Annotated in this window: 13 protein-coding genes; 9 read left to right on the forward strand and 4 right to left on the reverse strand. The window is 56.0% G+C overall.

All coding sequences use genetic code 11. The features are described 5' to 3' along the window. The first annotated feature begins 65 nt into the window (after positions 1–65). Together BUB55_RS01905 and BUB55_RS01910 are read left to right on the forward strand one after the other, a co-directional pair. On the forward strand, positions 66–2,957 hold the full coding sequence (locus BUB55_RS01905; RefSeq protein WP_073187669.1) for a DUF349 domain-containing protein: 2,892 nt from the start codon (positions 66–68) through the stop codon (positions 2,955–2,957). Beyond that, positions 2,954–3,922, forward strand: coding sequence for an L-threonylcarbamoyladenylate synthase (locus tag BUB55_RS01910; RefSeq protein ID WP_073187671.1), 969 nt, complete (start codon positions 2,954–2,956; stop codon positions 3,920–3,922). Before BUB55_RS01905 ends, BUB55_RS01910 begins: the two co-directional genes overlap by 4 nt. Before the next feature lie 97 nt (positions 3,923–4,019). Here BUB55_RS01910 and BUB55_RS01915 read toward each other — a convergent pair whose 3' ends face one another. Both BUB55_RS01915 and BUB55_RS01920 read right to left on the reverse strand, forming a co-directional pair. Then, positions 4,020–4,721, reverse strand: coding sequence for a M15 family metallopeptidase (locus BUB55_RS01915; RefSeq protein ID WP_234971759.1), 702 nt, complete (start codon positions 4,719–4,721; stop codon positions 4,020–4,022). A gap of 59 nt (positions 4,722–4,780) precedes the next feature. Beyond that, the gene (locus tag BUB55_RS01920; protein ID WP_073187672.1) at positions 4,781–7,147 is read right to left on the reverse strand and encodes a peptidase associated/transthyretin-like domain-containing protein; all 2,367 of its coding nucleotides are present in this window, start codon (positions 7,145–7,147) and stop codon (positions 4,781–4,783) included. A 55-nt stretch (positions 7,148–7,202) separates the two neighbouring features. Here BUB55_RS01920 and BUB55_RS01925 point away from each other — a divergent pair, with 55 nt between their 5' ends. The 6 genes from BUB55_RS01925 (at position 7,203) to nth (ending at position 11,494) form a co-directional block, all read left to right on the forward strand. Further along, positions 7,203–7,964 (forward strand): nitrilase-related carbon-nitrogen hydrolase, encoded by a 762-nt coding sequence (locus tag BUB55_RS01925; RefSeq protein WP_073187674.1) that lies wholly within the window; start codon positions 7,203–7,205, stop codon positions 7,962–7,964. Between the two features lie 229 nt (positions 7,965–8,193). Next, positions 8,194–8,334, forward strand: a complete 141-nt coding sequence (locus BUB55_RS14170) for a hypothetical protein (RefSeq protein ID WP_159431916.1) — start codon at positions 8,194–8,196, stop codon at positions 8,332–8,334. Between the two features lie 9 nt (positions 8,335–8,343). Next, on the forward strand, positions 8,344–8,703 hold the full coding sequence (locus BUB55_RS01930; protein WP_143152854.1) for a hypothetical protein: 360 nt from the start codon (positions 8,344–8,346) through the stop codon (positions 8,701–8,703). 15 nt (positions 8,704–8,718) lie between these two features. Then, positions 8,719–9,954, forward strand: coding sequence for a phosphotransferase (locus tag BUB55_RS01935; protein WP_073187677.1), 1,236 nt, complete (start codon positions 8,719–8,721; stop codon positions 9,952–9,954). Positions 9,955–9,992: 38 nt separating this feature from the next. Beyond that, the gene (gene cysE, locus BUB55_RS01940) at positions 9,993–10,778 is read left to right on the forward strand and encodes a serine O-acetyltransferase (protein ID WP_073187679.1); all 786 of its coding nucleotides are present in this window, start codon (positions 9,993–9,995) and stop codon (positions 10,776–10,778) included. A gap of 83 nt (positions 10,779–10,861) precedes the next feature. Beyond that, a complete protein-coding gene (nth, locus tag BUB55_RS01945; protein WP_073187681.1) occupies positions 10,862–11,494 on the forward strand; it encodes an endonuclease III in 633 nt (210 codons plus the stop codon). A gap of 12 nt (positions 11,495–11,506) precedes the next feature. Here the strand turns inward: nth and BUB55_RS01950 are convergent, their stop codons facing one another. Together BUB55_RS01950 and BUB55_RS01955 are read right to left on the reverse strand one after the other, a co-directional pair. After that, complete coding sequence (locus tag BUB55_RS01950) at positions 11,507–12,214, reverse strand: SDR family NAD(P)-dependent oxidoreductase (RefSeq protein WP_200778504.1); 708 nt, start codon at positions 12,212–12,214, stop codon at positions 11,507–11,509. Continuing rightward, positions 12,211–12,936 carry a queuosine precursor transporter gene (locus BUB55_RS01955; RefSeq protein WP_073187683.1) on the reverse strand — a complete coding sequence of 242 codons (726 nt, stop codon included), beginning with the start codon at positions 12,934–12,936 and terminating at the stop codon, positions 12,211–12,213. The genes BUB55_RS01950 and BUB55_RS01955 overlap by 4 nt, the downstream gene beginning before the upstream one ends. Positions 12,937–13,077: 141 nt before the next feature. Between BUB55_RS01955 and BUB55_RS01960 the strand changes: the two genes are divergently transcribed. Next, a complete protein-coding gene (locus BUB55_RS01960) occupies positions 13,078–13,707 on the forward strand; it encodes an outer membrane beta-barrel protein (RefSeq protein ID WP_073187684.1) in 630 nt (209 codons plus the stop codon). Positions 13,708–13,779 lie beyond the last annotated feature (72 nt).

Here is a 13,779-nt window from a genome sequence, read left to right on the forward strand (position 1 = left end):
ATCTTTTTAGTTAGATTATCATATACCGACCCCCACAAAGGGCCGTATAACTAATTGGAGAAATTATGAGCTTATTGGATGCATTTAAACCGAAATGGCAAAATTCCAACCCCGAAAAGCGCCTCGAGGCCATTGAAGAGTTGGATCCTCGCGAGCAGAGCACTCTGGAACGCATTGCCCTTTCCGATGAAGATAGTGAAGTGAGGACTGCCGCCGTCAAAAAACTGACCCTGGTCGAATCGCTTCACAGTATTTCGAAAAACGACGCCGAAGCCGGCATCCGCCGCCTCGCCGAAAACCGTTATTTGGAAGAAGCCACCAAAAAGCTCAAGAACTACCGTGAACCCTCCAACGACGAAGTTCAAGTTTATATCAACGACCTCAAGGACAGCCGCTATGCCGAGGACCTAGTCAAAGCCATGCCCAGTTCCGAACTGCGCATGCAGCTGGTCAAAAGCACCGGCAAGGCAAACGTGCTCGCCGTGGCAGCCAACAGGGACCCCAAGGAAGAAATCGCGAAGACCGCCGTCGACCGCATTGACTCCGAATCCCTGCTCACCGACATTTCCAAGAACTCCAAGCATTCCAGCATCCGTAAAATTGCAGCCGAAAAGCTCCGCGCCATGCGCGACGCCGCTGACGGCGGCAAAAAGGCGGCCGCTCTCCTCATTAGCAAACGCGAAGCCCTGATCCAGCAGGCGCACCACCTGGCAGCCCAAAAGGACCCGCTCGCGGTCAAGACCCAGTTCGAGGACCTCATGGTCGAAGCCTCCGTGCTCGGCATGGGCCCGGCACAAGCCACCCTGGACGAAGTCTACGCCAGTTTCCAAAAGTTCTGCAACGAGGCCGACGCAGCCCGTATTGCCGCCCAGAAGGCGGAAGCCGAAAAGCAAGCCGTCAAGGCCCACCTTGCCGAGACGCTCGCTGAACTCGAGAACATTCTGTTCGAGGGCAAGGCGCAGCAGCAAGAGGACCGCGTAAGGGAAATCATCGCCGAATGGGCCGAAAAGAAGTCCATCATGGACGCCACCGATGTCAAGCGCTTTAACCAGGCTTTCTTCAAGGTCCAGGACGTCAAGAAAAAAGAGGCCCCCGCCGAAGAAGATTCCGAAGAGGCAAAGCCCGAGGAAGCCGCCCGTCCTGAACTGCTGGAACGGCTCCAGGCGCTGGCCGACACCGACGCCAACGAGACTACCTCGAAGCATTTGCACGCCATTGTGCGCGAATGGGAAAAGCTCCCGCTCCTCGAGGGCGAAGACCCCATGCTGCAAAACTACAACAGTCTGCGCAACAAGCTGAGCGAAAAGATCAGCTCCTTCAACGACAACGCCCAAAAGATTTTCGAAGAAAAGTCCGCCAAACTCAAGGCGCTCATCGAACGCGTCAAGGGCTTTGACGAAAACGAAGACTTCAAGGAACTGAGCCTCAAGCTCCGCAACGCCTACAACGAATGGAAGGAAATCGTCGGCGAGCAAAAGTTCAAGTTCCACGACCTGTGGCTCGAATACAAGGCTGCCACCGAGCGCTTCCAAGAAATGCGCCAGTGGGAATCGTGGCACAACGAAAACGACCGTGCCACCATCCTTGAAGACATGGAAGCCCTCTCCAGGGAACCCGGCAGCCAGGAAGTTTTGAACAAGCTCAAGGAACTGGGCAACAAGTGGAAGAACTGCGGCCCGACTTCGGCGACCAAGTTCGTGGAATTCCGCGAAAAGTTCCAAACGTTCTTTGACAAGATCCGCGAAAACTGCGCCCCGTTCATCGAGGAACAGCTCGCCGAGCGTCAAAAGAACCTCGAGAGCAAGCTGGCCCTCTGCCAAAAGGTCGAGGAACTCGTCGCCAACACCGAGATGTTCTGGAAAGACAAGTTCAAGGCCATGCAAGAGGTCCAGGAGAGCTGGAAGTCCATTGGCATGGTGCCCAAAGAAAGCCTGAACGCCCTGATGGAACGCTTCAAGGCGGCCACAAACGCCTTCTATGCCCAGCACAAAGAAAATCAAAAGCAAGAGGACGCCAACCGCGAAGCCAACTACGAAAAGAAGGTCAAGCTATGCGAAGAGGCCGAAGCCCTCACCAATTCCACCGACTGGAACGCCACGTCGAACAAGCTCAAGCAATTGCAAGAAGCCTGGAAGACGAGCGGCCCTGTGCCCAAAAGCAAGTCCGACGAAATCTGGACCCGCTTCCGCACCGCCTGTGACGCCTTCTTTGAAAAGAAGCGCAGCCACTTTGTGGAGATGGACGCCGCCAAGCAGGAGAACCTCGCCAAGAAGACTTCCCTCTGCGAAAAGCTTGAAGCCCTCGACCTGAACAACATCACCAACGAGGTGGTGGAAGTGGTCAAGGCGATTGAGGCTGAATGGAAGACCATCGGCATGGTGCCGAAGGAATCCATGGAGGCCATCAACGACCGCTTTAGCGAGACCATCAACCAATTCCTCGGTCGTTGTGCCGACATTGACGAGAACCTCCGCAAGCAACTGGAGGCCATCAAAAAGCAAAAGCAGAACATGATCGAAAAGGTCAAGCAGTTCGCCGAGAGCGCCGGCAGCAACCAGCTCGCCGATGCGGTGCGCGACTTGCAAAAGGATTGGCGCGCCCTCGGTTCTTGCGGCGTCGACGATTTGCTTTTGTACAAAAATTTCCGCGAAGTCTGTGACGACTTCTTTACCCGCCGTCGTGACCAGCTCGACATTCAGGAACAGGCCCGCCAGAACAACCTCCAAAAGAAGGTGCTGCTCTGCGAACAGGCCGAAGACCTGCTGACCGACCTGAGCGAAGCGACCGTGGGTGGAGCGATGAACAAGGTCAAGCACCTCCGCCGCTTGTGGAAAGAGGTGGGTGCTGTACCGCGTGAGCACTCCGACAAAATCTGGAAACGCTTCAACAGCGCCTGCGACCAGGTGTTCGCCTTTGGCCGCAAGGACGAACCCAAGGCCGACGCGCCTCAAGCATGATGTACCCTCCCTGGACAAGTGTCGGGGAAGCAGCAAAACTCCTGAAAGCCGGGGAAGTCGTCGCGATCCCGACCGAGACCGTGTATGGCCTTGCGGGCAACGCGTTTGAGCCCAAGGCCCTCGCCAAGATTTTTGCCGCCAAGGAACGCCCGACGTTCGACCCGCTGATTGTACACATAGCCGACATCGCGACACTTGCCGATGTGGCAAAGGACATCCCCGACAGCGCCTACAAGCTTGCCGAGGCCTACTGGCCTGGGCCCATGACCTTGATTCTCCCTAAAAAGGATTGCATTCCGGACCTTTGCACCAGCGGGCTTCAGTCTGTTGCGGTCCGATTCCCGAGCCACCCCGTGGCGCAGGCGATTATCAAGGAGTCGGGACTGCCGCTGGCCGCCCCGAGCGCGAACCTCTTTAAGCACGTAAGCCCCACGACCGCGCAACACGTCGCCGACCAGCTGGCCAGCCGCATTGCGGGCATTGTCGACGGAGGCCCGTGCACTGTTGGCGTCGAGAGTTCCATCGTCTCGTTGACCGGCGAAATCCCGACAGTCTTGAGGCCGGGCGCCATCACGCCCGAGATGGTCAAAAAAGTTTTGGGCAGGGTCGCCATCAAGGAATCGACATCCAAGCCGGGCGAAGCCATGCAAGCACCGGGCCAGTGCGACACGCATTACCGCCCGCAAGTGCCGCTGTACTTTGGGCAGGTGCCCGAGGGCTTTGCGCTTCCGCCACACACGGTAAGGATTGCCTTCGGCAATACCGAAGGACCCATTCCCGAGACCGTTAACTTGTCTAAAACCGGGGACATGCTGGAGGCTACCGCCAAGCTGTACGCCTTTATGCACGACCTCGACAAGCCCGAGAACGAGTTGATTCTTGTGGACCCCATCCCCAACGAAGGCGTGGGCATGGCCATCAACGACCGTCTCAAACGCGCCAGCATCAAGCAACTACCAAAATAAACGGCGTATGAGGTCGCCCTAAGCTCTGCAGCTATACGAAACTTATAACTTTAGTTTTATAGTTGAGTTATCCCCTTGGGGGAGAAGCGAACTAATCTCACAGCGGAAACAGCGAATAATGTTCCTTCGTATAAGCACGCGTATACGCGTTAAAATGCCACCATTCACTATTGAGCGTCACCCACCCGGCGCGTTTCATAACGCCGCGCAAAACGTTGCGGTTATCGATTTGTCGTTGCGTGAGCCGTCCGCGTTCCAAAGCATCGGCCTCACCCACCTCGCCCGCGCAACGCTCAAACGAATCAAAGTCAGTACCCATGTCTAGCAAGTTGCCGCTGCTGTCGGCAAGCGTCAAATCAAGCGCCAACCCGTAGTTGTGCAGCCCGCCTGTTTTGCCCGACGAAACATAGTTGGAATAAGGCGTCCCCGCCACCGTGCTCTTGAGTGCCGCCTGGGCGTACATCGGCCTTGCCGCGTCAAAAATCACAAGCGTGTAGCCAGGCAGTTCCTTTTTGATAATCGCGAGCGTCTTCTTTAGCTTGGGCAGGGCATCCCTGTGGACAAAAGCCCGCTGGACGCCGCAATACAAGTCGTGGCCCGTCACGTTGTTGTAGCTGCCGTAACGCAAATCCATGCGGATTCCCGGCAGGCGCGTAATCTCGACCAGGTTGGAATCGTGCGTGGCGTAATCCACCCACTGCTTTGCCGCCGTGCAAAAGCGCAAGGGTTTCGCCGGCTTGGGCGGTACAAAAAGCGAATCGGTCTCATGGGAAAAACTCTGCCCAAAGAAAAACAGCAAGGCCAGAAGAATTGCAAACAATCTAAAATGTACGTCTCGCAACGACACGCCCGACCGCCTTAAAGCCCGAGCTGAACTTCTACACCAAACTGGAAGTAGAGCCCCATGCCCTTCGCCATAAAGGGCACCAGGTTGTAGCCGTTGCTCGACTTGCCGTCGGCATCTTCCGAGACCCAGGAACGTTCACGCGCGTTCTCGGAGCCTAGGAACTGGAGGGCGTCTACGTCGAGCTTGCTAAAGATGTTATCGAGTTCCAAGTAGAATCGCGCCGTGCGGAACAAGCCCTTGTCGCGGTGCAAATCCAGGTTCACGCGCACATCGGTGCGGAACAAGTCCGTAAACTCGTTCAAGTCCTTGAGTTCGCGCGTGCCACTATGGCGTTCCACGTTCCCGTCCTTGTCTTCTGTAGAACTGGAGGGCATAATCGCGTAATAGTACAGCGGGCGGTGCCAGGCGGCATGGTGCGTAAGGATGACCGAAATCATGGAGTCCTTGCGCGGGTAATAGCGGAAGTGCGAAATAATGTCGAGGCGGGAGTTCGCTTCCCACGGGAGGGAGCCTCCATCCAGTTCGTATTCGCCGTAAACCGAGCTCACATTGCTTGACAAAGAAAAGTGATGCGAGGTCTTCCATTCGACCTTGGCCGAGGCGCCAAGCACCCAGGCGTATTGCACGTCGGTCACATCGTTGTACTGGGCGTACGCCTTGGGCATCGGGAGCAACGGGTCGTCGTAATAGCGGCCAAAACCGCTCGCCTGCCCGTCAAAATACTTGGAGCGGTAACCAAAGCCCAGCTTGCCCGAGGTTCCCGATTCCAGACGGCCCGTGAGGTCGCCATCGTCGTAATAAGCCTTCCAGTCGCTGCGGTAAGCCGCGTTACCGAACAAACGCCAGTAGGCGGAATCCTTTTTGCTCAGGTTCTTCTCCACATCCAAGGAGGCCGTCGGGGCAGCCTTGTGGTCCACAGCGTCGGCAATGCCACCCACCGAGAGAATGTACTCGGAGTAATCCGGCTTCCAGTCAAAACGGCCCGTACCCGAGAGCACGCCCGTTTGGTAGTCGTCCGAGAGGGTCCCGCCAAAGTCGGGGTACTTGCGTTCGGCAATGTGGTGTTCGTACAGAACGGCGCCGCTCAAGTTCGCCCCCAGAATGTGGCCCTTGAAGTTCTTGTCGAGACCGCCGCTAATGACCGAATGCGTGTACTCGTAGCCGTCAATAAAAGCCGCCCCCACGTCGGTCGTGGAAGTGTTGCGGAAACCCGTGGTGTCGCGCAGGGTATCGCCCACCGACTCGCGCACAAAGCCCGCATGGGCGCTGGTGCCAAACTTGCTTGCATATTCGGCGCCCACCACCAGGTACTCTTGATGACCTTCAATGATGTCAATGGAATTCACCTGGTCATAGGCAGTCGAAGTGTCCTGCTTAATGGAATACTCATCGGAGCTGTACAGGGTACGCAGCGCCCAGGTGTTCCCCATGGAATCGGAACCGTTCAGTTGGGCGTACACATCATAGGCCGAGAGCTCAAACGGGTCAGAGGACTTCACGCGGCAATCTTCGGTGCAATCTCCGCCACGCTTGCGGAACTCGGTAAAGAACTTCTCGCCCAGATTCTTAAGCATTTCGTCATCCAGGCGGCGGAAGGCAAAGCGGAAGCTGTCCCAAATAAAGAACGGCGCATCGAGAACCACTTCCTGGACGGTAAGTCCCGCAGCACCCTTAAGACCCCAGTCGCCCTTGGTCTGCTCGGGGATATACTGCACCGAGGTCGCAAGGCCCTGGCCGATCGGTCCCGAACCGTAGTGGTCGTGAATTTCAATACCGCTCAAAATGTGCGGGTTCACAATGGAGAGGTTTCCGGGGAAGCCCACATCCAAGTGACGCATGTTCGGGATGCGCAAGCGTCCTAAGTGGTAAGCCACGTCGCCTGCACGCGAACCTTCGTAATAGAGGGCGCTGCTAAAATCCTTCTGCCCCGAAATACCCGGCATCTGGCTCAGGTGTTCGGTCAAGTCAAAGCGCATGCCCGCGGCATCCTCAAGTTTCTCGACCGCCACCGTGCGCTCCGGTTCCCACTTCGCAGGTTCACCACCGCCAATAATGGTACTCGAGCCCAGGTCGCGCAGGTCGCTCGAGAGCGTCACCACCATGTCGAACAAGTCGGCAAAGTCCTGCAGTTCCACAAACACGCTGTCGTAGCCTTCCTTTTGAAACACAAGGGAGGCGTTCTTGGAATCCACCGTAAGTTCAAAACGACCGTCAGAAGAAGTCTTGCCCAGGACCTTGCCGGAGCGGTACGTAATTTGCACGCCGTCGAGCGGCAAATCGGAACCGGACTCCAGAACCACACCCACAATGGGCGTCGGCGTCGCAGCAAAGGCAAGGGCGGCACAGAGAGCCACCAACCATAAAACACGAGATCTCATACACCCTTAATTTAGAAAACTGCGCGTTTAAAAGCGAATTAGTTACATTTAAAGTATGCTCAAAGCTTACCTCGTGCAAATGGAATCCGAGCCCGGCGACAAAGCCGCGAACTTCGCCAAGGCCCGCGAACTCGTCCTCGGTGCTGCCCCGGAGCCGGGATCCCTAGTCGTGTTCCCCGAGATGTTCGACACGGGGTACGTCCCCCAAAAGCTGGACGACATGCTAAAGGCAAGCCCCGACGCCCTCCAGGCCAAGACCGAGCATTTTTTGGCACGGCTCGCCGAAGAAAGCCGGTGTACCCTACTCGGGGGCGGCATGTGGAAGACCACTGCGGGGATTACGAACCACATAGGCGCCTTTGCCCCCGGCAAGCCCGCAGAGGTCGCCGGCTACAACAAGGTCCACCCATTTTTCCCCGAGCAAGGCAAGTTCACCGCCGGCAACGACGTTACTTTGTTCAAAATCAACGAATTCACGGTCGCACCAAGCATTTGCTACGACCTGCGGTTCCCGGAACTCTACCGCGAAGCCACCCGTCGTGGCGCCGAAGTCTTTACGGTGCAGGCAGCCTGGCCCGCCGTCCGCAAAAGCCACTGGGAAGCCCTCCTCAAGGCGCGCGCCATCGAAAACCAGACGTATGTCGTCGCCGTAAACTGCGTGAGTGCAAACGGTTCCTTCACCGGAGATTCGCAAATTATTTCTCCCGAGGGCAAAGTCATCGCCTGCGCCGAGGCCGGCAAGGAGTGCGTCGTCATAGCCGAATTGAACCGCGCCCTGTTGCTAAAACTCAGGAAGGATTTTCCCGTCCTCCCGTAGCGAAATGTGATTTCAATCACATGCCTATTCCAACCTAAATGGCTCCCTTTTGGGGGGTATTTTTGTAACTCATTATACTTCAACAAAATAGGCTTTCGGCAACAAAATGGGGGCCCATGTGAGCAATTTAACATGTCCATAATCTTTTTACTTACACCCCTTTTTTTTGAAAAAAAATTATACTAATTTAAAAACGTAAACATAAATCAACTATCATCCAGAGGTTCCTATGACATCGCCTTATATGAACAAGCTCAACTATGCTAGGGCCCTCATCAGAGCCGGTCTTGCCCAAGACCTGATCTTGAAAATCACCTCGATTTCTCATTATCAGTATTCGCAAATCCAACGCGAACTCTTGGCCGCCTAAGGCCTACCCGTGCAGTTGATTCTTGACATTAAAGCGCAGCCTGCCACTCGTAACGAGGTTCGGCAGGCTGCTCTTTTTATGTGCTACAAAGACGGCAGCCTTCTCCTGGACGCCCGCGACAACAAAAAACCGGCTCGTTTTTACCTAACACCGCAAGACCAGTTCCCCTGGGAATCCTTTTTAGGCAAGCTCCTTGTAGCCTGGCAACTTGGCGACTACACCGACGTCCCGCCGCCGTTTCGACCCAAAAAACGCATCCCGCCGTTCGTGATCGAGGGCTTTGGCGCAGAGCCCCTGGAGACGAAATTCAAAATCCTGGCGACGCTGCGCAAGCAGGGCTACTTTTCTGCACTCCCCGGCCGCAAATAATTTAGATTTGCCCACATGAAATTCAATTTAGATATCAGCGCCAAGCGCTGGTTCATGGGCAAAGGGCGCTCCATAAAAAAAGTGAGCGAGCAGGACTCTACCGAGATTGGCGATACCCGCCTCCTCATTTTGAAGGTCGAGTTCGAAGACGGCTCCAGTGACCTCTATACCGCCGTGGAAGACGAAAACCGCATAGGCCAAATTCTAGAGGAGGCCTTTGCCGGCGGCGCCACGCAAAGCATATTCCAGGGGTCCCTCGGGTATTTTATTTTCAAGTCCACAGGGAACATCCCCACCAAATATTTCAAGGCGCTAAAGCCGGTAAGCACCGAACAGAGCAACTCCGCCTTTTTTAACCCGGGGAAGATATTCTTTAAGCTGTACCGCAGGCTGCAACCGGGCCCGCACCCCGAAGCCGAAGTCCTGGAACAGCTCACCCAAAAAGGGTTCGCCCGCTCGCCCCGCTTTTACGGCAGCTTCACCTACAAGGCAGAATCCGGCCAGAGCTACACCCTGGGCATCCTCGAAGAACACCTGGTGGGCTACCGCGACGCCTGGGCTGCGTTCAACGCGCAAATGGACACCAGGGCAGCCAAAGTGCTGGGCATCGAAACCGCACGCATGCACCGCGCCCTGCAAGGTTTAAAAGGTAGCACAAACCAGGGCGAACATGTCCCCTTCGAAAAATTGCGCACTCTCCTCCAAGAGAGCCTTGCCAACGGATGTTCCGGCACAAAACAAGAATGGCAAACCCGGGTGCTCGAGGCGCTACCCCAAATCAAGGCAGATTACGACGCCAACATGCAAAAAACAAGCGCAAGTTCCGCCCCCGGGAACGGGCTGCTCTCCCCTCAACGCATCCACGGAGACTACCACCTGGGTCAGGTGCTTTTGGACGCCACCGTGAACGGCAACGAAAGCAAGCCCTCCTTTATGATTTTGGACTTCGAAGGCGAACCCACCCGTCCTATGGAATTCCGCAGGGCGCTGCGTTCCCCCGCCGTCGACATCGCCGGCATGCTCCGCAGTTTCCGCTACGCGGCCGCCAACTCCGGGCTCGACAGCCAAGCCGCAGAGCAGGCCTTTGTGGAAGGGTACTCGCAAGAATCGGGCATTGGCGAATCGAGCCTCCGGTTCGCCGCCGCCCCCTACATTACCGCCAAGGCCGTTTACGAAGCCTGCTACGAGCTGGAATTTAGGCCCTCCTGGTTCCACATACCCGCCGCGGCACTGGTAGGCGCCGCGAAGTAAAAATTGGAAATCCCGATTTTTCTATATTTCTACCCACTATGACAATCGAAGAAGTAGAAAAGCGCCTCCGCGAAGAGGCCACAAAACTGGTGAAGACCGAGCCGCTCTCCAAGCTGATGCTCGACGAACAGATTTTGAACCGCAAGAACTTTGCGGATATGCTTTCGGTTACCCTCGCTTGTCAGCTGGCCGGAGAAGTGATAGACCGCGGCGAACTCGAGAAGATGTTCTGCGCCAACTACGTCAAGTACCCGGAACTTCTCACGGACGCCGTCAAGGATTTGCACGCGACCGTGATGCGCGACCCCGCCTGCACCAGCTATTTGGAGCCCCTCCTGTTGTTCAAGGGATTCCAAGGGCTGCAGGCCTACCGCGTGGCCCACGCCCTGTGGGTCGAGAACCGACTATTCCCGGCAAAGATGCTCCAAAACATCATCAGCCGCAAGTTCGGCATGGATTTCCACCCGGCAGCAAAAATCGGGCACGGGCTCCTGATTGACCACGCCACCAACATTGTGATTGGCGAAACCGCGACCGTCGGGAACAACGTGAGCTTTTTGCACGGCGTAACGCTCGGCGGTACGGGCAACGAGACCGGCGACCGTCACCCCAAAGTGGGCAACGGCGTGATGCTCGGTGCGCACGCCCAGCTGCTGGGCAACATCCACATTGGCGACGGCGCCAAGATCGGCGCGGGCGCGGTGGTGCTTTGCGACGTGCCTGCGCATACCACCTATGCGGGCGTCCCCGCTGTCGAAGTAGGGCACCCCCACGACGACATGCCCAGCTTCAACATGCAGCAAGACTTTACGCGCGACGCGTAAAACAACCGCACTCCCGCCTTTGTCACTGCGAGCCCGCAGGGCGCGGCAGATCATGCCGCGATATTCTTTTATATTTTTAGTCCATGAACCGCAAAGAAAAAATCCGTTTTATTGGCGAAAAACTGGACGAATTCTTCCCGAACCCGCCCATCCCCCTCAATTACACGAACGCCTTCACAATGCTCGTGGCCGTGGTGCTTAGCGCCCAGTGCACCGACGTGCGGGTGAACCAGGTGACCGCCGTGCTTTTCAAAAAAGCCGACACCCCAAAGAAAATGGAAAAACTCGGCGTCAAGGCGATTGCCGAAATCATCAAACCCTGCGGTTTCTTCAACACCAAGAGCGTGAACGTCTACAATCTTTCGAAGGAGCTCCTCGAGCGCTTTGGCGGCGAGGTGCCCCACACCTTCGAAGAACTCGAGAGCCTGCCCGGTGTGGGCCACAAGACGGCGAGCGTCATCATGAGCCACATTTTCAAGCTCGCCGCCTTCCCGGTGGATACGCATATCCACCGCCTCGCCGCCCGCTGGGGCTTAAGCGACGGCAGCTCCGTGGAGCAGACCGAAAAAGACCTCAAAAAAGCCTTCCCCGAAAGCGAATGGGAAAAGCGCCACCTGCAAATCATCTACTTCGGGCGCACCTACTGCAAGGCCCGCGGCCACAAACCCGGGGAATGCCCCATCTGCAGCGTCGTGGCGCCCAAAGCAAAAGACTAAAGTTCCAAGACTCTACTCCGGCCACACGAAGGTGCTGTTGCAATCCTTCTCGCCGCCGTCAACAACTATCGCCTGGCCCGTACAGAACTTGTTCGTAACCGTAAGGAAGTACGCCCACTCCGCCGCCTCTTCGGGAGTCGCCCAACGTTTGAGGGGAGTCACCTCCATGATGCGGCTCCAAAGCTTGGCGTCATCCATCACAGGGCGGTTCAACTCGGTTTTCACACCGCCAAGGCACAACGCATTGCAAGTCGCATGGTAACTGCGGGCAAGGCGCTTGGCGCAATTCTTCATGTATCCCACGACACCCGCCTTCGAGGCCGCATACTCGGGGAATTCGTCCCCCGAGACCGCCGAGACCGACGCGTTGAACAACAGAGACTTGATCTGAGGCTGAAAGGCGTAGCGTTCCGCCACGTTCATGGAACCAACCAAATTCACCGCGATATCCTTCCCCGTATGTTCCATGGAGGGTGTCTGAATTCCCGCATTGCAAATCACAATGTCGAACGGTTCCAGTTCCGGCAAGGAATTCTTGTCGCAAATGTCGGCGACCACGTGCGTATAGCGGGCGGCATCAACTTGCCCGAGGCTCGCGGCAAAGCTTGCGGGCATTGGCAAAACATCCATGCCCGTCACCATCGCCCCGCGTTCCAGGAACAACCGCACAAACGCCTGCCCCATGCCGCCGACAGTACCAGTAATCAAGGCGCGCATCATGGGAGCCTCTTCAGGTACTTGGTGAGCGGAATCGTGATAAACCCAATAAAGCAGGCTTCCACCACGGTCTCTATCACGGTGCCGGTCGCGACCGCCGTCCCAATATCCTGCCAGCGCATCTCGTAAACCGAGAAGCCCACTGGCGCAAAGGCTAGCGTCTGGAACAAAGCGTTGTCGACCAGCTGCCCCACGATGGTCGAGAACACGGCACGGAACGTAAAGCGGGCCGCATTGTCGTTCGAGTTAGCCGCCGCCCGCAGGCGGAATCGGTCAATGATTTCGACGTTAATGACGTTGCCAATAAAAAAGGCCGTCGCCGAGGAGAGAATCGTTCGCGGTCCATTGCTAAAGATGTTGGCAAAGTGTTCTGCCTGTTCCGCGTATTCGGGGAGCGTCGGCAAATAAACCTCCACCGCCGCAATCACGCTCGAAAAGAACGCCACCACAGTCGCAATGCCCGCGACCACAATCGCCGGGCGCTTGCCGTAGACCTCGGTGATCACGTTCGAGATGAGGAACACGACCCAGCTAATGAGGAGGCCGCCATCCATCCAAATGAATCCCGTGCCAAAGCTCATGGGCTTCATGCAAAGAAGATTCATCATGACTGAGATGACGCAATAGGTGCCCGTCAAGGCCAGCAGCCATTCGGACTTGGTGATACGACAACCGCCACTTGTCTGCTGCGCGGTTTTAGCAGGGTTTTCCGTAACCTGGTTCATAAATACCCCTTGAAGTGGTTGAACGCAGGCAATAATAGTTTTTTTTTGACAATCTGTCTTGTATCTCGGTGTATTTTTATTTACATTTCGGACAAATACACTACAACACATCCATGTGCCTGATTTAAAGGAGTACCCACAATGAATAAAGCCCTTATCCTCGCCAGCAGCACTCTCCTCTTGGCAGCATCCGCATTCGCAGACGTCCACCTAGGCGCCCGAGCCAGCCTCGGTTACGCCAGCTTTTGGGGACTCGAGGAGGAATACAACATAAAAGAAGATGACGGGAACTACTCCTACAAGGAATCCATCAAGGGTCTCGATGGTTTCGGCGGGTTCTCTTTCTCCTTCGGTCTTGCCAGTTATTTCGCGATAAATGAAGCCGTTTCTATTTCCCCGAATTTCCTCATATCCCATCACAGCAGGTCAAACAAGCTGAAGGAGTCTTACGAAGAATACTATAAAGGAGAACTCGAAGACCGCGACGAGGACGAGTCCCCCGAAGTCACCCTAAGCATGTGGAATATCGAAATCCCCGTGTTGGGAACATTCAACTTGGGTCCCGTTTTCCTTGAAGCCGGACCGATCATCTCGTTCAACGTGAGCGCCGAGGCCTCCGTCGACAATCCCAAAGGCGGCGATATCTCCGTTGAAATCGACGACTACACTTCCTCCGTCAACTTCGGTCTTGTCTTCGGCCTTGGCAAACGAATCCCTCTCGGCGACAAGGCGCTCGACATCGACGCACGAATTTGTCCCTTTTTTAGTTGAAAATCCAGGTCTCCAACTGGTGTAAATCTAGGCTATTAGCGCTTCATTGTCAAGTAGTTTCATGCTCTTTTC

The sequence above is a fragment of the Fibrobacter sp. UWP2 genome, from assembly GCF_900141705.1.
Taxonomy (GTDB): Bacteria; Fibrobacterota; Fibrobacteria; order Fibrobacterales; family Fibrobacteraceae; genus Fibrobacter.